We start from the raw sequence: 17037 nt of genomic DNA on the forward strand, positions 1-17037 counted from the left end.
AGAGCCGATTGCGCGCCAGCCATGGGAAATGCTGATCCCGCTGTTTGCCCTTGTAGGTTTCGGCGCGGCGGTGCTGTATTCCGCCGGCGGCGGCGCGATGCAGCCTTATGCCGCGTCGCATCTCGTGCGGTTTGCCGTCTTCATGACGATGGCGATCGTCATTACCGCCTTCCCGCGCGATCTGGTGCGGATGCTGATTTATCCGGCCTATATCATCGTGCTGCTGCTGCTGATGGCGGTTGAAGCAATTGGGCAGGTCGGCGGGGGTAGCCAGCGTTGGCTCGACTTGGGCTTCATGGTGCTCCAGCCCTCTGAACTGATGAAGCCGACCGTGGTGGTAACACTGGCGATGTTCTATTCGAGCCTGCCGTTGGGGATGACCAACACCTGGCGAGCGCTGCTGATCCCGGGCGGACTTGTGGGTCTGCCGATGGCTCTGGTGTTGCTCCAGCCCGATCTCGGGACGGCGCTCGCAATCGGATTTGGCGGGGCAATGGTCATGCTGCTGGCGGGGCTCCCGCTGCGCTGGTTCGTCGGCGGAGCGGCGGCGGGGTTGGTGATCGCCCCGCTGGCATTTTTCTACGGCCTGCAGGAATATCAACAACGCCGGGTGATGACGATGTTCGATCCCGAGGCCGATCCGCTCGGCGCAGGCTATCACATCACCCAGTCCAAAATCGCTATCGGTTCGGGCGGTATTTTCGGCAAAGGCTTCAACGAAGGCTCGCAAAGCCACCTCAATTACCTGCCCGAACCGCACACCGATTTCGTCTTCTCCACCATGGCGGAGGAATGGGGCGTGATGGGCGGACTGTTCGTGCTTGGAGCCTTCGCCGTGATCCTGCGCTGGGGTTGGAAGGTGGCGCAAGAATCCAATGATCGTTTCGCCAGCCTTCTGGCCGCGGGCATGGTGGTTACCATTTTCTTCTATGTCGCGGTCAACCTGTTGATGGTGATGGGCATGGCGCCGGTGGTCGGCATCCCGCTACCATGGATGAGCCATGGCGGATCATCGATGCTGACCAACATGATCTGTATCGGCGTACTGATGATGGTAAACCGCTGGAACAAAAACGCGCCGCGCCGGGGGCTGACAGGCTGAGCGGAAGTTTCAGGCGAATACACTCTTGCCATCGGCGCATGGGACGCTAAATGCAGCGCCTCACGCGAATCGGAGGCCGCCGAATTGGCCCTGCACCGCGGTCCGGTCAGGTCGGAATGGACGCATAGCTCAGTTGGTAGAGCAGCTGACTCTTAATCAGCGGGTCCTAGGTTCGAACCCTAGTGCGTCCACCACCCCCCTCCTTACATGCCCCATATCAGACGTTCGCAATCACATTGCGGCGGGCGTGTGCGGTAATGAGAGTTGATAGTAGCCATCCCGGCGCCGATTTTCTCAGCATCAACGTGGCTTGCCTCCACATCAAAATGTGATATCGAGGCATCATGAGCACATCACCTATCACACGCGTTCGCGACCTTGTCACATCGGGCGGCATGACCAAGGCCGGATTGGCCCGTGCCGCCGGGCTCCATGCCAACACCTTGCGCGACTGCACCGAGTATGGCTGGAATCCTACGGCCGAAACGCTCGCGAAGCTCGAATCCTTTCTCGATGCGAATGATGATCGGCCTGTGCTTGCCAGTATCGAGGCCATCATCGACGAGGCGCGCAATGGGCGGATGTACATCCTCGTCGACGACGAGGACCGCGAGAACGAGGGCGATCTCATCATCCCCGCCCAGATGGCGACCCCGCAGGCGATCAATTTCATGGCGATGCATGGGCGCGGCCTGATCTGCCTGGCATTGACCAAGGACCGCGTCGATCACCTCGGGCTGCAGCCAATGAGCCGCAACAACAAGGAATCGATGCAGACCGCCTTCACAATCTCGATCGAGGCGAAGGAAGGCGTCACCACCGGCATTTCTGCAGCAGACCGCGCGCGCACCGTCTCCGTCGCGATCGACGCGGCCAAAGGTGCCGACGACCTCGTGACGCCGGGCCACGTCTTCCCTCTGATGGCACGCGATGGCGGCACTCTGGTGCGCGCCGGCCATACCGAGGCAGCGGTCGATATCTCGCGGCTCGCCGGACTCAATCCTTCGGGCGTGATCTGCGAGATCATGAACGAGGACGGCACCATGGCCCGGCTCGACGATCTCGTGGCCTTCGCGCGCAAGCACGATCTCAAGATCGGCACAATCCGCGATCTCATCGCCTACCGGATGCGCAACGACCACCTGGTCGAACGTCTCGCCGAACGAAGCTTCGAAAGTGATTACGGCGGCCAGTGGCGGATGATCACCTACCGCGACCGGGTTGCGGGCAACGAAGCCTATGTCCTGCAGAAGGGCCACGTCATTCCCGGCGAGCCCACCCTCGCTCGCGTCCATCCGATCTCTGTCTTCGATGACGTGCTCGGCGCCCCCGGCCCGCGCAAGCGCACGCTGCAGCGGGCGATGCAGGCGATTGGCGAGCATGGCTCGGGCGTGATCGTGATCCTCACCGGGCGCGTGGGCACCGGCGAATGGCGGCCTGACGAGGAACTGCGCAATATCGGCATCGGCTCGCAGATCCTCGTCGATCTGGGCGTGTCGGACATGGTTCTGCTGTCGAACAGCCGCCCTGATTTGGTCGCGCTCGAAGGTTACGGCCTGACCATCACCGACTTCCATCCCATTCCGGAGTAACCCAATGGCTCGCATCCTGATCGTCGAAGCGCGTTTCTACGCCCATCTGAATGATATGCTGATCGCTGGCGCGCGCGCTGCGCTGGAAGTGGCTGGTCATGAGGTCGAAGTGCTGACCGTTCCCGGCGCGCTCGAAATCCCCGGAGCAATCGCGCTGGCTGCCGAAAGCGACCAGTTTGAAGGTTTCGTAGCGATTGGCGTCGTCATTCGCGGCGAGACCTATCACTTCGAGATTGTTGCGGGCGAAAGCGCGCGCGCAATCATGGCGCTGACCATGGATGGCATTCCGATCGGCAACGGTATTCTCACCGTCGAGAACGAAGCGCAGGCGCTGGTGCGCGCCGATCCGTCACAAAAGGACAAGGGTGGCGAGGCGGCGAAGGCGGCGTTGGCGCTGCTCGCGTTGCAGGACCGTTTCGGCCGCTGAGGCGTCACGCTAGCACCGTACCAATCTGGATCACTAACCTGACTAAGTAGTTTCCCTCTGTAGATTTCCGTAAGGCTTTAACGCGATATCCGAGCAGGTTCTGCTGTTGCTCGCCGTTCGCACGGGTTAGCAGCTTCGTGCAGTCAGCCTTGGAAAATCTTATCGTGAACAACCCCGACTCTCCGGCGACCGATCTTTCCCGGCTGCCCCGGATAATTGCCGTGCTGGAAGATCAACTCACCGAGCTTGATCGGATGCGCATTTATATCGGGGCCGCTCATGTCGATGCCGCGATCCAGCATCTGCGCACCGAACAGGCCCGCCGCGTGGCGAGCTGAACCAGACGCGCGGGGGATAACCAGACGCGCGGGGGATAAGGTCAACGTTGTTTCCCCAGTGAAACAGCGCACCTGCGTATTTGCCCTTAAAGCCAAACCGCGCCGCGCAAGATAATTTTCGCAGCGTGGTTTTCGATTCCTTCCCAGTAGACAGGCCTTTGCGGACGCGGGCGGCACATGGATGATGCCGCACCACTGCCCGAGTTCGACCGGCAGACCGATTTCGCCGGGCGAACCAAAGGCGAACTGCAACCGCTTTCCTATGAACTGCTGGCACTCGCCGAACGGCTACGCAAAATCGCTGCGGCACCCGATGGTGCTGGCGCAAATACCGGCGCAGAACGCGCCCCGCGCGACACACGGCGCTATCTTGCGCTGGCCCGACAGGCCTATGCGTTGCGGCGAAAGCGTGCGGCGATCTTCGGCAATCCCGAATTGTTCGGGGAACCCGCGTGGGACATCCTGCTCGATCTCTACATCGCGCATGGCGAAGGCAAGCCGGTTTCGGTGTCGAGCGCCTGCATCGGCTCAGCCGCGCCGGCCACCACCGGCTTGCGATGGCTCGGCGTATTGGCTGACGAAGGACTGGTGGTGCGCGAAAAGGACCCGCAGGACCACCGCCGCGTAATGGTGCGGCTGACCCGCGAAGGCGTTGCCGCGATGGAGCGGTTTTTCGATAACGTCAGGGCGGGCGGTTAGACCCGCAGCGGCTCAGCAGCGACCGCCGAAGCAGCCCTTGCCGGCATAGACTGCACTGTCGCCCAGCTCTTCCTCGATCCGGATCAGCTGATTGTACTTGGCAAGCCGGTCCGAGCGCGCCAGCGACCCAGTCTTGATCTGTCCGCAATTGGTCGCAACCGCGAGATCGGCAATGGTCGCATCCTCGGTCTCGCCCGAACGGTGGCTCATCACGCAGGTGTAGCGCGCGCGGTGTGCCATATCGACAGCGGCCAAAGTTTCGGTCAGCGTGCCGATCTGGTTGACCTTGACCAGCAGCGAATTGGCGAGGCCGCGAGCGATCCCGTCGGACAGGCGCGCCGGGTTGGTAACGAACAGATCGTCGCCGACCAACTGGACCTTGTCGCCGATCTTGCCGGTGAGCGCGGCCCAGCCTGCGAAATCGTCCTCGCTCATGCCGTCTTCGATCGATCGGATCGGGTATTCGGCGCACAGCTTGGCTAGATAATCGGCCATCTCGTCAGGGGAGAGGCTCAGCCCCTCGCCAGAAATTTCGTAGCGGCCGTCCTTGAAGAACTCGGTCGCTGCGCAATCGAGCGCGAGCACGATGTCCTCGCCGGGGGTAAATCCGGCCTTGGCGACCGATTCCATGATGAAATCGAGCGCGGCACGCGTGCTGGCGAGGTCCGGCGCAAACCCGCCTTCATCGCCGACACTGGTGGCCAGCCCCTTTTGCGCGAGACCTTTTTTCAGAGTGTGAAAGACTTCCGCGCCCCAACGCACGGCCTCGGCCAAGCTATCCGCGCCGACCGGCATGATCATGAATTCCTGAATGTCGATCGGGTTATCGGCATGCTCGCCGCCATTGATGATGTTCATCATCGGCACAGGCAGCAGGTGCGCCGACACACCGCCGAGATACGAATAGAGCGGCAACCCGCGCGCATTGGCCGCAGCCTTGGCCACCGCAAGGCTGGTGCCCAGAATCGCATTTGCGCCGAGCCGCGCCTTGTTGGGGGTGTCGTCGAGCGCGATCAGCGCCAGATCGATATCGCGCTGATCTTCCGCATCGAAGTTCTCGATCAGCAGCTCCCGGATTTCGCCGTTGACCGCGTTTACGGCACCCATCACCCCCTTGCCAAGGTAGCGTTCCGGGTCGCCATCGCGCAGTTCCACCGCTTCGTGAGCGCCAGTCGACGCCCCTGAAGGCACAGCCGCGCGCCCGAAACTGCCATCATCCAGCAGCACGTCGACTTCGACGGTGGGATTTCCGCGGCTGTCGAGAATTTCGCGGCCGTGCAGGTCGATGATCGCGGTCATATTTGGCTCCGGCGGTAAAGTGGTTTAGGATGTTAAGACACTTGTTCGGTATGATATTCGGGACGGCACGATTCTGGCTTGCTGAATCAGGCAGACGCCCGGATGCGAAAAGTCCCTATGCGCGGGAATCGCCCTGTGCAAGCGGGCGACGGCTCGCAGACCGGACGGAACAATAAACAAGGAGCATCGCAATGGCAGATACGACCCCGATCAAAAAGACGCCGGCAAAATCCACCAAGGGCGCGACCACCAAGACCGATGGCCCCACCAAGGCCGCCTCGCGCAAGTCGGGAGCGACCACGCGCGGCGCAGATACGCCGGCGGCCACACCGGTTGCGACGGGCACCCACACCGCCGAAGCCAAAAGCCGGTTCAACGCCGCGCTCGAAGAAGCCAAGGCCGGTGCCGCCGCGCTTCGTGCCGAGGCGGGAACCCGTGTCGGCAGCTATGGCGAACAGGCCAAGTCCAAGGGCGGCGACCTTGTGACCGACGCGAAATCCTATGGCGACAAGGCTATGGTGAAGGCAGGCGACATCGCGGTCGAAGGCAAGAAGGCCACCAGCGACGCGATCGCCTCGCTCGGCAAGGTGGTCGGCGAAAGCGCCACGCAGATCGACGAGAAGCTGGGCGAGCAATATGGTGATTACGCCCGCAAGGCATCGCGCACGCTGCAGGAAACATCCGCCAAGCTCGATTCCAAAAGCGTCGAGGAACTGGGCGACGATGCGCGCGAAATGGTGCGCAAGAGCCCCGGCGTGGCCGTCGGCATTGCGGCGGTCGTGGGTTTCTTCCTCGCCCGGATGCTTGGCGGCGGGAAGCGCAACTGAGCGAACATCTCACGCTCCCCGTTGCAGGCACGATTGCAGGAACCATTGCAGGACCCGTCAATGCAGGACAGTAACCCCGGCCTTCAGGAGCCTCCCGCCGATGCGCCCGGTGCCGACGACGATGCCGCGGATTCCCCCTTTGCCGCTGCGGAGGACGCGCTGACCGGCCTGCGCGAGGAAATTGCGGTGCTGGTGGAAGATGCGCGCACCTATGCCGAGGCCGAGGTCGCGTTTCAGAAAACCCGCGCGACGATCGCCGGCAAGACCGCCGGTCGCGCGGCGGCGATGCTGGTTTTGGCACTGGTGCTGCTGCACCTTGCATTGATCGCGCTGGCCGTGGGTGCAGTGATCGCGCTTGCTCCGTTGGTGACCATCTGGGGAGCTATCGCGATCGTCGTCGGCGTCCTGCTGATCGGCGTGGCGGCGCTGGTGCTGGCCGCGCGCAAGGATGCAGACGTTGTGGCGGCGCTGTTCAACAATGTGAAGGGAGACAGCGCATGACCAGCCTTCCCTCCCGCTTCGTCGAAGACCGCGCGCTGCGCGACGCCGCACGCGCGGTGATAGAGGAGGACATCTCCCGCATCCGCGCCAGCCTCGGCCAACAGGGTGTGGCAAGCAGGGTTTCCTCCAGCGTCGGCAGCAGCATCTCGGGCCGCGTACGCGCCGGGGCGAGCGACGTGCTGGAACAGGCGAAACAGCAGGCGAGCGACCATCGCGGCGTGCTGGCGGTGCTGATCGGCGCGATCATGCTGTGGCTGATGCGCGGCCCGTTGCTGGCGCTGATGGATGGCGAAGAAGAAGATGCACAAAACGATGGGAAAGGCGAGGATGCCGGCGCAGATGCCGGTACCGGGGCTGAGCCAGCCCGCGCCCCCGAAGGAGATTTGCAATGACCGATGTGACCGTACTCACCCCCACAGACAAGCGTGACGCCCTGCGCGCGAAAATCGATGCAGCCGAGCGCCGCAATGCCGAACGTTCGCTGGCCGATCAGGCCCGCGAAGCCGCCTCCGCTGCCGCCGACTACACCCGCGAACACCCGCTGACTGTAATCAGCGGAGCGGTTGTCGTCGGGCTGCTGTTGGGCTTGGCCACCCGCCCCGGACGGCGCGTAGCGACCCGTGCGGCCGGCGCGGTGGGTGTTGCGGCATCCGGCGCGGCAAGTTCCGCCGCATCGGGGGTGAAGGGCCTGACCGCGCGCGGCAGCTCCACCATGAGCACCTTGGTAAGCGATGCCGCGATGGCCTATGTCATGAAGCTGATCGACGACGTGGTGGATGCAGCGCGTTCGGGTCAGGACCGGATCGAGGATCTGGGCGACGAAGCTGAGGCCACTGCTCGCCGCGCCCGCCGCAAGGCTGCGCATGCACTCGGCACCGCTGCCGATACGACCCGCGATGCCGCGCGCAAATCCCGCCGCAAAACGTCCCGCGTGGTTCGCGACACGGTGAAGAAGGTCAAGGGCTGATGTGGGCTTGCTCTTGGCGCGCGAGCCGTTAAGGCACCGCGCAACGTTCCTCCCCAAGGGCTTGCAAAATGGCTGAAACCACTCCGAACCAGCGTCTCCACCTTGTGATGGGCGGCCGCGTGAAAGATCCGCGCGGGATCGAGTTCCAGGATCCGGAAAGCATCCACGTCGTGGGCGTCTACAGTTCGTATGATGCGGCGGTGGACGCGTGGCGCGCGCAGGCACAGCGTACGGTCGACGATGCCGAGATGAAGTACGTGGTGGTGCACATCCACAAGCTGCTGACGCCCGAAGACTAGGCCCGAAGATCAAGGTAAGCACGCTTGGCCAGCATCATCCGCCCGTTCCGCGAGGATGATGCCGAGCCGCTGGCGGCGCTGACCGGCGCGGCTATCCGCAGCATCGGTGGTCGCGCCTACGCGCCCGGTCAGGTCGCGGCGTGGGCCGCGCGCCATCCCGGCCCGCAGCGGTTCATCGCCAGCGCAGCAAAGGGCGACATCATCCTTGTTACAGTGAATGCGGCGGATCTCCCGACAGCTTACGCGCTGTTGGAGCCTGACGGACATGTCGACATGCTATATTGCCACCCCGATTACGCGGGTACGGGCCTCGCCGGGCGATTGCTCGACAGCGCAGAGGACCGTGCGCGGGCAGCGGGTATCGCACGGTTGTTCACTGAAGCGAGCGAATTGGCGCGCCCGGTGTTCGCGCGCGCCGGATTTCGTCTGGTGCAGCGGCGCGACTTCACCATTCCCCACGCGGGGGAAGACGTCGCGATCCACAATTACGCGATGGAAAAGGTGCTGGACTGACCGGCAGAAAGCGCTGCGATCAGCCCCGCCCGATCAGATGAATTCGATCTTTTCGACGTGGTAGAACTTCTCGCCGGAAGGCACCGTCACTTCGATGTCATCGCCCACCTGCTTGCCGATCAGAGCGCGCGCGAGCGGCGAGCTATACGAAATGCGGCCCTTGTTCGCATCCGCTTCGGTCTGGCCGACGATCTGGTAACGGATCGGCTTGTCGTTATCGTCGATCAGGGTCACGGTCGCACCGAAGATGATCTTGTCGCCCGAAAGCGTCGCAGGATCAATGATCTGCGCGCGGCTGACCATGTTCTCGATCTCGCCGATCATGGCTTCTACCTGGCCCTGACGTTCCTTGGCGGCGTGGTATTCGGCATTTTCCGAAAGGTCGCCGTGGGCGCGGGCTTCCTCGATCGCCTCGACGATCTTCGGGCGCTCGTCACGCAGCACCTTGAGGTCAGCGGTGAGCCGCTCGTAACCCTCGGCCAGCATCGGGACCTTTTCCATGGTTGCCATTGCCTTTATCTCTTCCTGTTTGCTCTTGGCTCTACCCGGCGGACACTGATTCAATCGTGGAACGCCCGCATTTCAGGAAAACGCGGCCGCGACTGATCAGAATGTCGGGGAGGGCGAGGTCAGTTAGACTCCACAATAGTCTTGCAACGACCGGACTTCAAGCTGATCCGGCGCGATCGCGGCAATCGCGGCCGCCGCAGCCAGCGAAGCAGCTGCAGTCGTGTAATACGGAACCTTGCCGGCGAGCGCCGCCTGACGGATAGATTTGCTGTCCATCAGCGACTGCCAGCCCTCCGTCGTGTTGAAGATCAGCGCGATGTCGCCGTCGATGATCCGGTCGACGATATGCGGCTGGCCCTCGGCCACCTTGTTGACCCGCTCCACCGGCAGCCCCTGTTCGGCCAGCCATGTCTGGGTGCCGCCGGTGGCGATGACGGTGAAACCGTGCTCGATCAATCGCCTGATCGCCGGGACGATCGCCGGCTTGTCGGTATCCTTGACCGATACGAACAAGGTTCCGCCACGCGGAAGGTTCATCCCAGCACCGATCTGCGACTTGAGAAACGCAGCCTCGAAGCTCGCGTCGATCCCCATGACTTCGCCGGTCGATTTCATCTCGGGGCTCAGAACAGGATCAGAGCCGGGGAACCGCGCAAACGGGAACACCGCTTCCTTCACCGACATGTAAGGCAGATCGCGCTTAAACGGCTCGAAGCTGGAGAGCGGCTCTCCCGCCATCACCCGCGCAGCAATCTTGGCGACCGGCTGGCCGGTAGCCTTGGCGACGAACGGCACGGTCCGGCTGGCGCGCGGGTTGACCTCGATCAGAAAAACCACGCCGTCCTTGACTGCGAACTGCACGTTCATCAGCCCCTTCACGCCCAGCGCAAAGGCCAGCGCTTCGGTCTGGCGCTCCATCTCGGCGACGATTCCAGGGTCGAGCGAATATGGCGGCAAGGTGCAGGCACTATCGCCCGAATGGACGCCGGCCTCTTCGATATGCTGCATCACCGCTGCAACCCGCACTTCGGTGCCATCGCATATCGCATCCACATCGCACTCGATCGCGTCGCGCAGATATTGGTCGATCAGCACCGGGCTATCGCCCGAAACATTCACGGCCGTGGCGATGTAATTATCGAGCTGGGCTTCGGAATCGACGATCTCCATCGCCCGCCCGCCCAGCACATAGGACGGGCGCAGCAGCACCGGATAGCCGATCCGCGCGGCCACTGCGGCCGCCTCGTCGCGGCTGCGGGCGATGCCATTCTCGGGCTGCTGGAGCTTCAGCTTGCTCACCAGCTTGGCAAAGCGTTCGCGGTCTTCGGCTAGGTCGATCGCATCGGGCGATGTACCGAGGATGGGGATCCCCGCATCCTCCAGCGCCTGCGCCAGTTTCAGCGGGGTCTGCCCGCCGAACTGCACGATCACGCCCACAAGCTCCCCGTTCTGCTGTTCGACACGCAGGATTTCGAGCACGTCTTCCGCGGTCAGCGGTTCAAAATAGAGCCGGTCAGAGGTGTCGTAATCGGTCGACACGGTTTCGGGATTGCAGTTGACCATGATCGTTTCGAACGCCGGGCCATGCCATTCCTCGCCCAAGGCAAAGCAGGCGTGGACGCAGCAGTAATCGAACTCGATCCCCTGCCCGATCCTGTTCGGCCCGCCGCCAAGGATCACGATCTTGCGCCGGTCGGAGGGGTTTGCCTCGCACTCCGCCTCGCCGAAGCTTGGGGCTTCGTAAGTCGAATACATATAGGGCGTGATCGCCTCGAACTCGGCGGCGCAGCTATCGATCCGCTTGAAGACCGGCAGCACGCCAAGCTTGTGGCGCAGCGCCCTCACCTCGTCCTCGCTGGTGGCACCGGCCATCGCGACCAGCGCATCGTGCAGCAGGCCGGAACGCTTGGCCTGCGTTTCGCCCATCCCGCCTGCTACCCCCACCGAGCGTACCGCCAGCGTGGCGAGGCGCCGATCGGAAAATCCCATCGCTTTCAAGCGCCGCAATCCGGCAGCATCGCGCGGCAAGCCATCGGCCTGCACTTCGCGCTCGGCAGCGATGATGGCTTCGATCTGGCGCAGGAACCACGGGTCGTAGAAGGTGACGGCGGCGATTTCCTCGACGCTCAGACCCTCGCGGAACGCCTGCCCCACCTTGAGCAGCCGGTCAGGCGTGCGGCGTGACAGCGCGGCATTGATCACATCCCGGCTCGCGCCTTCCAGCTCCGGCATGCGGTTGAACCCGTCGAGCCCCGTTTCCAGCCCCCGAAGCGCCTTCTGCATCGATTCCTGGAAATTGCGACCGATCGCCATCACCTCGCCCACCGACTTCATTGCGGTCGAAAGATCGGTGGCTGCGCCCTTGAACTTTTCGAACGCGAAGCGCGGAATCTTGGTGACGACATAATCGAGCGTCGGCTCGAAGCTGGCAGGCGTTGCGCCGGTAATCTCGTTGGTGAGCTCGTCGAGGGTGTATCCGACCGCCAGTTTCGCCGCGACGCGGGCGATGGGGAAGCCGGTGGCTTTGGATGCCAGCGCGGAGGACCGCGACACGCGCGGATTCATCTCGATCACGATCAGGCGTCCGTCGGCTGGATTGACAGCGAACTGCACGTTCGATCCGCCGGTTTCCACCCCGATCTCGCGCAGGCAAGCGATGCTCGCGTTGCGCATGATCTGGTATTCCTTGTCGGTCAGCGTCAGCGCCGGGGCGACGGTGATCGAGTCCCCGGTGTGCACGCCCATCGGATCGACGTTTTCGATGGCGCAGATGATGATCGCGTTATCCTTGCGGTCGCGCACCACCTCCATCTCGAACTCTTTCCACCCGAGCAGCGATTCCTCGATCAACACTTCAGTGGTGGGCGAGGCGTCGAGGCCTTCTGCCACGATCTGGTCGAATTCGGCCTTGTTGTAGGCGATCCCCCCGCCCGTGCCGCCAAGGGTGAAGCTGGGGCGAATGATCGAGGGCAAGCCGGTGCGCTCAAGGATCACGCGCGCCTGTTCCAGTGTGGTGGCAACGCCCGAACGCGCACTTTCCAGCCCGATGGAGTCCATCGCATCGCGGAAACGCTGGCGGTTTTCGGCCTTGTCGATCGCGTCCGCTTTCGCGCCGATCATCTCGACGCCGTATTTCTCGAGCGTCCCGTCCGCATCCAGCGCCAGCGCGCAGTTCAGCGCCGTCTGCCCGCCCATCGTCGGCAGCAGCGCGTCGGGGCGTTCCTTGGCGATGATCTTGGCGACGATATCTGGCGTGATCGGCTCGATATAGGTCGCGTCGGCGAATTCCGGATCGGTCATGATAGTCGCCGGGTTGGAGTTGACCAGGATGACGCGGTAGCCCTCCTCCTTCAGCGCCTTGATCGCCTGCGTGCCGGAATAATCGAACTCGCACGCCTGCCCGATGATGATGGGGCCGGCGCCAATGACGAGGATCGAGGAAATGTCGGTTCTTTTGGGCATCAGGAGTCCTGCTCGGAAGGGTCGGGCGCGAAGGCGAAGGTGAACTTGGTATAGCGGTTCACGAAAGGCAGCACGTCGGGCTTGGAGGCGGCGCTGCCGAAGGTGAAGGTGCAGTTGCGGCGGATGTCGATCATGCGGTCGCCGTCGCGCGCGGTGATGTAGCTCAGCGCGTAATAGCTGCGCGGGGCGTTGCGGCGGCCGATCACGTCGAGCTGGCGCATGGTGGCATCCTCGGAGGCGAGGCGCTCTGTGTCGATGAAGCCCTGCTGCTTGCGCTGATCGGCGACGGCTTCATGGCGGGCGGCGGGATTGAAGGTGGCTTCGTCAAACGGGCCTTGGCTGGCAGCGACGCGGCAATCCATCCGGCCTGCGACGGGATAGCGGCTATCCTCGTCATGCAGCACCGGCCGCCAGAAGGAGAGCACCGGCAGGCCGGTCTCGGGCGGGGCTTCGAGCGTCACCGAACCATCGCCTTGAAATGCCACGCCCTCGGCAATCTCCGCACCGGGCCATTCGGCCAGCGGGCGCGGGGTCATCGCGGGGTTCTGGGCGAGCGAAGGGGTTGATATAGTTACGAAAGCAGCGGCCAGCGCAGTAAACCCCTTCCCTTGAGGGAAGGGGTTGGGGGATGGGTGTTCGACGCCCGAAATGACACCCCGCCCCCTCACCGCCGAGCCCCCATCCCCAGCCCTTCCCTCAAGGGAAGAGAGAAGTAGGGCGCGAACATGTTGATCGAGGTGAATTGGGCCTTCACCCCAGCCCCCCTACAAACTTCTCGAACAGGTAGAAGCTATCCTGCGGCCCCGGCGATGCCTCAGGGTGGTACTGCACCGCGAACGCCCGCTTCCCGCGAATGGAAATCCCGCAATTCGTTCCGTCGAACAGCGACACATGAGTCTGCTCGACGTTGTCCGGCAAGGTCGCCGCATCCACCGCAAAGCCGTGGTTCATGCTCGTAATCTCGACAAGGCCAGACGTCTCGCCCCAGCCCGCGCCAACCCTCTGCACCGGATGGTTTGCGCCGCGGTGGCCCTGGTGCATCTTGATCGTCTTCGCGCCCGCCGCCAGCGCCAGCAGTTGGTGGCCCAGACAAATGCCGAAGATCGGCACGTCCGCCTCCAGCAGCTGCGCGATCACCGGCACGGCATATTCGCCCGTCGCCGCGGGATCGCCAGGGCCGTTGCTGAGGAACACGCCATCGGGCGACAGCGCCATCACGTCCTCGTAAGATGTCTTGGCCGGCACCACCGTCACCCGCGCGCCGGCCTTCACCAGATTGCGGAAGATATTGTCCTTGGAGCCATAGTCGATCGCCACAACATGCGGCTTTGCGTCCCTCGGTGCTCGCCCGTAGCCAGTGCCGAGCCGCCAATATCCGCCCTCCCAGCTTTCGTGCTTGTCGCGGGTGACGCGCACCGCGAGGTCCATGCCCTCCAGACCCGGCCACCCTTGCGCGCGCGCCAGCAGTGCGGGCAGGTCAAACTTGCCGTCGGGAGCATGGGCGATCACGGCATTGGGCGCGCCCGTCTGCCGGATGCGGCGGGTCAGCGCGCGGGTGTCCACGCCCGAAACCCCGATCTTGCCGTTTCGCGCCATCCATCCGGCGAATTTCTCGATGCTGCGGAAGCTGCTCGGCTCGGTCACATCCTCGCGCACCACGCAGCCGACTGCACCTTCGACCTTGCTTTCGACATCTTCGGCATTCGCGCCGACATTGCCGATATGCGGGAAGGTGAAGGTGACGATCTGCGCCGCGTAGCTGGGATCGGTCAGCACTTCCTGATAGCCGGTCATCGCTGTGTTGAAGCACACCTCGCCCACCGCGCTGCCTGCCGCACCGAAGCCCCGACCCCAGATCACCGTACCATCGGCCAGAACGATACAGCCGGTCGCACCCGAAGGTTGCGCGCGGAAAGATGCGGGGTCGGCCATGGGGCGCTCCGTTACAGGTAAAGCCAGCGATGTTGCTAAGTTTCGTGCGCTAAGCGCGTGGGCCGCGCGCGTCAACCTAGGCTTGGCCCCGCAATTGGGTTAGAGGGCCCGACATTCATTCCATCCACAGGAAACGCACGAATGATCCGTGACGACATCAAGGCCGCTACCATCACCGCGATGAAGGCAGGCGAGAAAGACCGCACAGCCGCGCTCCGCCAGATCAGCGCCAAGATCAAGGACCGCGATATCGAGGAACGCACCAGCGCCAAGGAGATCCCTGACGATGAACTGGTCGTCAGCGTGCTTCAGAAGATGGCGAAGCAGCGCCGCGAATCGATCGAGATGTACGTGACCGGCGGGCGCGAGGAGCTGGCGGCAAAGGAACGCGCCGAACTCGAAGTGATCGAGGAATTCCTGCCACAGATGATGGACGAGGCGGAAACCCGCGCTGCGATCGAGGCGATCAAGGCGGAAACCGGCGCGTCCAGCATGAAGGACATGGGCACCGTGATGGGCGAACTGAAAGCCCGCCACGGCGCGGTGCTCGACGGCAAGCTGGCGAGCACGCTGGTGAAGGCGGCGCTTTCGTAAGCCCACAGACCAATCCACAGGCCGCGCTTGAACCCTGGCGGGTTCGGGCGCACCTAACCCAGCATGGCCATCACCCCGCAATGGAAGGACGAACTGCGCGCGCGGATCACGCTGTCGACGCTTGTCATGCGGTCGGTCAAGCTGACCCGCGCCGGACGCGAGTGGAAGGGGTGCTGTCCGTTTCATGACGAGAAGACGCCGAGCTTTTACGTCAACGACCAGAAGCAGTTTTACCATTGCTTCGGTTGCGGCGCGCATGGCGATGCGATCAGCTGGATGGTCGATCACGCGGGCCTGCAATTCATGGACGCGGTCAAGGAACTGGCCGCCGAGGCCGGGATGGAAGTCCCTGCCCCCGACCCGCAAATGGCCAAGCGTGCAGAACAACGCGCCAGCCTGATCGACGTGACCGACGCGGCGCAGGCGTTCTATGTTGCAAGTCTCGCCGCGCCAGGCGGCAAGGCGGCGCGGGATTATCTGGAACGGCGCGGCTTCTCGGCCAAGATCATGGCCGAATTCGGCTTCGGCTGGGCGCCCGATGAACGGCAGGCTCTGCCCAAAGCCCTTTCGCAATTCGGCGAGGATATGCTCGAAGGCGCCGGGATGCGCGCCGCCAATGAACAGGGCGAACGCTACGACCGCTTCCGCGGGCGGGTGATGCTGCCGATTCAGGACGCGCGCGGACGGGTGATCGCCTTCGGAGGGCGCATTCTCGATAAGCGGGACGGCGTGGCGAAATACCTGAATTCGTCCGACACCGAATTGTTCGACAAGGGCCGCACGCTCTACAATCTCCACCGCGCTGCGCCCGCATCGCGCCAGACCGGACGGGTGGTGGTGGTCGAAGGCTATATGGATGTGATCGCGCTGGCGAATGCGGGGATCGCCGATGTGGTCGCGCCGCTGGGCACGGCGCTCACCGAGATGCAGCTCGAACTGCTGTGGCGCATGGTCGAGGTGCCGGTGCTGTGCTTCGATGGCGACGCGGCAGGGCAGCGCGCCGCGATTCGGGCGGTGACGCGCGCCCTGCCCCTGCTCGGCCCGATGCGCTCGCTCAGCATCGTGCGCCTGCCCGCCGGGCTCGATCCCGACGATCTCATCAACCAGCAAGGCAAGGCCGCGATGGAGGCGCTGCTCAGCCGCCCTGCCAGTCTGGTCGATACGCTGTGGGAGTTCGAACGCGATGCCCAGCCCCTCGCAACGCCCGAGGCCAAGGCGGGCCTGAAGGCGCGGCTGATGGCGCATGTCGAAACGATCGCCGATCCCGAGGTCAAAGGGCTGTACCGCCGCGAGCTTGGCGACCGGTTCTCCGCCTTCGCTTATCCCCCCCGTCCGCCGCGTGCGCCCTATTCACCGCCGCAGCGCAGCCAGCGCGGCCCCTGGCGCGGTGCACCTGTGCCGCCGCCGGGCCTTTCGGAAGATGCGCGCGCACGGCTATCGGGGATCATGTCCGGCGGCCAACGGCAAGGCTTGCTGGCCGCCGTGATTGCCGGCCTGACCCGGTTTCCGAAGGAGATCGACCGCCATGCCGAGGCGCTGTCGCAGCTCGCCCGGCATGACCCGAAATCCGCACCATTGGTCGAATCGCTCTTCGAACTTGCAGAAATGCTTGATTCGTCGCCCCCAAGCGCCATATGCGATTCGCTAGGTCATCCTGCCCCGCCGGCAGACATCCGTTACGCCTTCCTTGATGAAGGCACATCCACCGGCGCTGCGTGTGAGGAATTGGCCGAAGCTGTGTCGCTGCTGGTCGAACGGCCGGCGCTTGAGGCTGCGCTTGCGGTCACGATAGCCCGTTTCGACAACGATCCTGAAGGATCGTTTGCCGAACAGACCAGGCTGCGCGCACAGCTCATGACAGTTGAAGAGCGCCTCAAGGCATTCGGGCGCAGAAAAGCTGCCCCGGCAGCTACGGGTGACAACTCCGCGCCCGCGGAGGACATTGGTTAAACAGGCGGCGGTTTTCTGCGAAACG

General features: G+C 63.7%; 18 protein-coding genes and 1 tRNA gene. 14 read left to right on the top strand and 5 right to left on the bottom strand.

Features of this window, described 5'->3' with window-relative positions; genetic code table 11:
* Window positions 1-28 precede the first annotated feature (28 nt).
* The 6 genes from rodA (at window position 29) to Q0L48_RS02260 (ending at window position 4158) form a co-directional block, all read left to right on the top strand.
* Window positions 29-1102 (top strand): rod shape-determining protein RodA, encoded by a 1074-nt coding sequence (gene rodA / locus Q0L48_RS02235; RefSeq protein WP_296717104.1) that lies wholly within the window; start codon window positions 29-31, stop codon window positions 1100-1102.
* Between the two features lie 118 nt (window positions 1103-1220).
* Window positions 1221-1296, top strand: a tRNA-Lys gene (locus Q0L48_RS02240).
* Between the two features lie 150 nt (window positions 1297-1446).
* Entirely contained in the window at window positions 1447-2694 is a 1248-nt protein-coding gene (gene ribB / locus Q0L48_RS02245) for a 3,4-dihydroxy-2-butanone-4-phosphate synthase (protein ID WP_296716702.1), read from the top strand.
* A gap of 4 nt (window positions 2695-2698) precedes the next feature.
* Window positions 2699-3121, top strand: coding sequence for a 6,7-dimethyl-8-ribityllumazine synthase (gene ribH, locus Q0L48_RS02250; RefSeq protein ID WP_296716703.1), 423 nt, complete (start codon window positions 2699-2701; stop codon window positions 3119-3121).
* A 164-nt stretch (window positions 3122-3285) separates the two neighbouring features.
* Window positions 3286-3459 carry a hypothetical protein gene (locus Q0L48_RS02255; protein ID WP_296716706.1) on the top strand — a complete coding sequence of 58 codons (174 nt, stop codon included), beginning with the start codon at window positions 3286-3288 and terminating at the stop codon, window positions 3457-3459.
* Between the two features lie 177 nt (window positions 3460-3636).
* Window positions 3637-4158: a MarR family winged helix-turn-helix transcriptional regulator gene (locus tag Q0L48_RS02260; protein ID WP_296716711.1), complete on the top strand. Its 522-nt coding sequence runs from the start codon at window positions 3637-3639 to the stop codon at window positions 4156-4158.
* Window positions 4159-4170: 12 nt separating this feature from the next.
* Here Q0L48_RS02260 and eno read toward each other — a convergent pair whose 3' ends face one another.
* Window positions 4171-5457 (bottom strand): phosphopyruvate hydratase, encoded by a 1287-nt coding sequence (eno, locus tag Q0L48_RS02265; protein WP_296716714.1) that lies wholly within the window; start codon window positions 5455-5457, stop codon window positions 4171-4173.
* A gap of 191 nt (window positions 5458-5648) precedes the next feature.
* On the opposite strand from eno, the gene Q0L48_RS02270 reads away from it, so the two are divergent.
* From Q0L48_RS02270 to Q0L48_RS02295, 6 genes are all read left to right on the top strand, one after another.
* Window positions 5649-6284 carry a hypothetical protein gene (locus Q0L48_RS02270; RefSeq protein ID WP_296716716.1) on the top strand — a complete coding sequence of 212 codons (636 nt, stop codon included), beginning with the start codon at window positions 5649-5651 and terminating at the stop codon, window positions 6282-6284.
* Between the two features lie 60 nt (window positions 6285-6344).
* Window positions 6345-6785: a phage holin family protein gene (locus tag Q0L48_RS02275; protein ID WP_296716719.1), complete on the top strand. Its 441-nt coding sequence runs from the start codon at window positions 6345-6347 to the stop codon at window positions 6783-6785.
* Complete coding sequence (locus tag Q0L48_RS02280) at window positions 6782-7177, top strand: hypothetical protein (RefSeq protein WP_296716723.1); 396 nt, start codon at window positions 6782-6784, stop codon at window positions 7175-7177. Before Q0L48_RS02275 ends, Q0L48_RS02280 begins: the two co-directional genes overlap by 4 nt.
* A complete protein-coding gene (locus Q0L48_RS02285) occupies window positions 7174-7752 on the top strand; it encodes a hypothetical protein (RefSeq protein ID WP_296716726.1) in 579 nt (192 codons plus the stop codon). Before Q0L48_RS02280 ends, Q0L48_RS02285 begins: the two co-directional genes overlap by 4 nt.
* A 68-nt stretch (window positions 7753-7820) precedes the next feature.
* Window positions 7821-8051: a DUF4170 domain-containing protein gene (locus tag Q0L48_RS02290; protein WP_296716728.1), complete on the top strand. Its 231-nt coding sequence runs from the start codon at window positions 7821-7823 to the stop codon at window positions 8049-8051.
* A gap of 24 nt (window positions 8052-8075) precedes the next feature.
* Window positions 8076-8564: a GNAT family N-acetyltransferase gene (locus Q0L48_RS02295; protein WP_296716731.1), complete on the top strand. Its 489-nt coding sequence runs from the start codon at window positions 8076-8078 to the stop codon at window positions 8562-8564.
* A 33-nt stretch (window positions 8565-8597) separates the two neighbouring features.
* Here Q0L48_RS02295 and greA read toward each other — a convergent pair whose 3' ends face one another.
* The 4 genes from greA to carA all read right to left on the bottom strand — a co-directional run bounded on the left by greA (window position 8598) and on the right by carA (window position 14468).
* Window positions 8598-9074 carry a transcription elongation factor GreA gene (greA, locus tag Q0L48_RS02300; RefSeq protein WP_296716733.1) on the bottom strand — a complete coding sequence of 159 codons (477 nt, stop codon included), beginning with the start codon at window positions 9072-9074 and terminating at the stop codon, window positions 8598-8600.
* A 123-nt stretch (window positions 9075-9197) separates the two neighbouring features.
* The gene (gene carB, locus Q0L48_RS02305; protein WP_296716734.1) at window positions 9198-12536 is read right to left on the bottom strand and encodes a carbamoyl-phosphate synthase large subunit; all 3339 of its coding nucleotides are present in this window, start codon (window positions 12534-12536) and stop codon (window positions 9198-9200) included.
* The gene (locus Q0L48_RS02310; protein WP_296716737.1) at window positions 12536-13072 is read right to left on the bottom strand and encodes a carbamoyl-phosphate synthase large subunit; all 537 of its coding nucleotides are present in this window, start codon (window positions 13070-13072) and stop codon (window positions 12536-12538) included. Before Q0L48_RS02310 ends, carB begins: the two co-directional genes overlap by 1 nt.
* Before the next feature lie 214 nt (window positions 13073-13286).
* On the bottom strand, window positions 13287-14468 hold the full coding sequence (gene carA / locus Q0L48_RS02315) for a glutamine-hydrolyzing carbamoyl-phosphate synthase small subunit (RefSeq protein WP_296716739.1): 1182 nt from the start codon (window positions 14466-14468) through the stop codon (window positions 13287-13289).
* Between the two features lie 141 nt (window positions 14469-14609).
* On the opposite strand from carA, the gene Q0L48_RS02320 reads away from it, so the two are divergent.
* Both Q0L48_RS02320 and dnaG read left to right on the top strand, forming a co-directional pair.
* Complete coding sequence (locus Q0L48_RS02320) at window positions 14610-15062, top strand: GatB/YqeY domain-containing protein (RefSeq protein ID WP_296716742.1); 453 nt, start codon at window positions 14610-14612, stop codon at window positions 15060-15062.
* Between the two features lie 63 nt (window positions 15063-15125).
* Window positions 15126-17012, top strand: coding sequence for a DNA primase (dnaG, locus tag Q0L48_RS02325; RefSeq protein WP_296716744.1), 1887 nt, complete (start codon window positions 15126-15128; stop codon window positions 17010-17012).
* Window positions 17013-17037 lie beyond the last annotated feature (25 nt).

The organism is Erythrobacter sp. (genome assembly GCF_024305245.1).
Taxonomy (GTDB): domain Bacteria; phylum Pseudomonadota; class Alphaproteobacteria; order Sphingomonadales; family Sphingomonadaceae; genus Erythrobacter.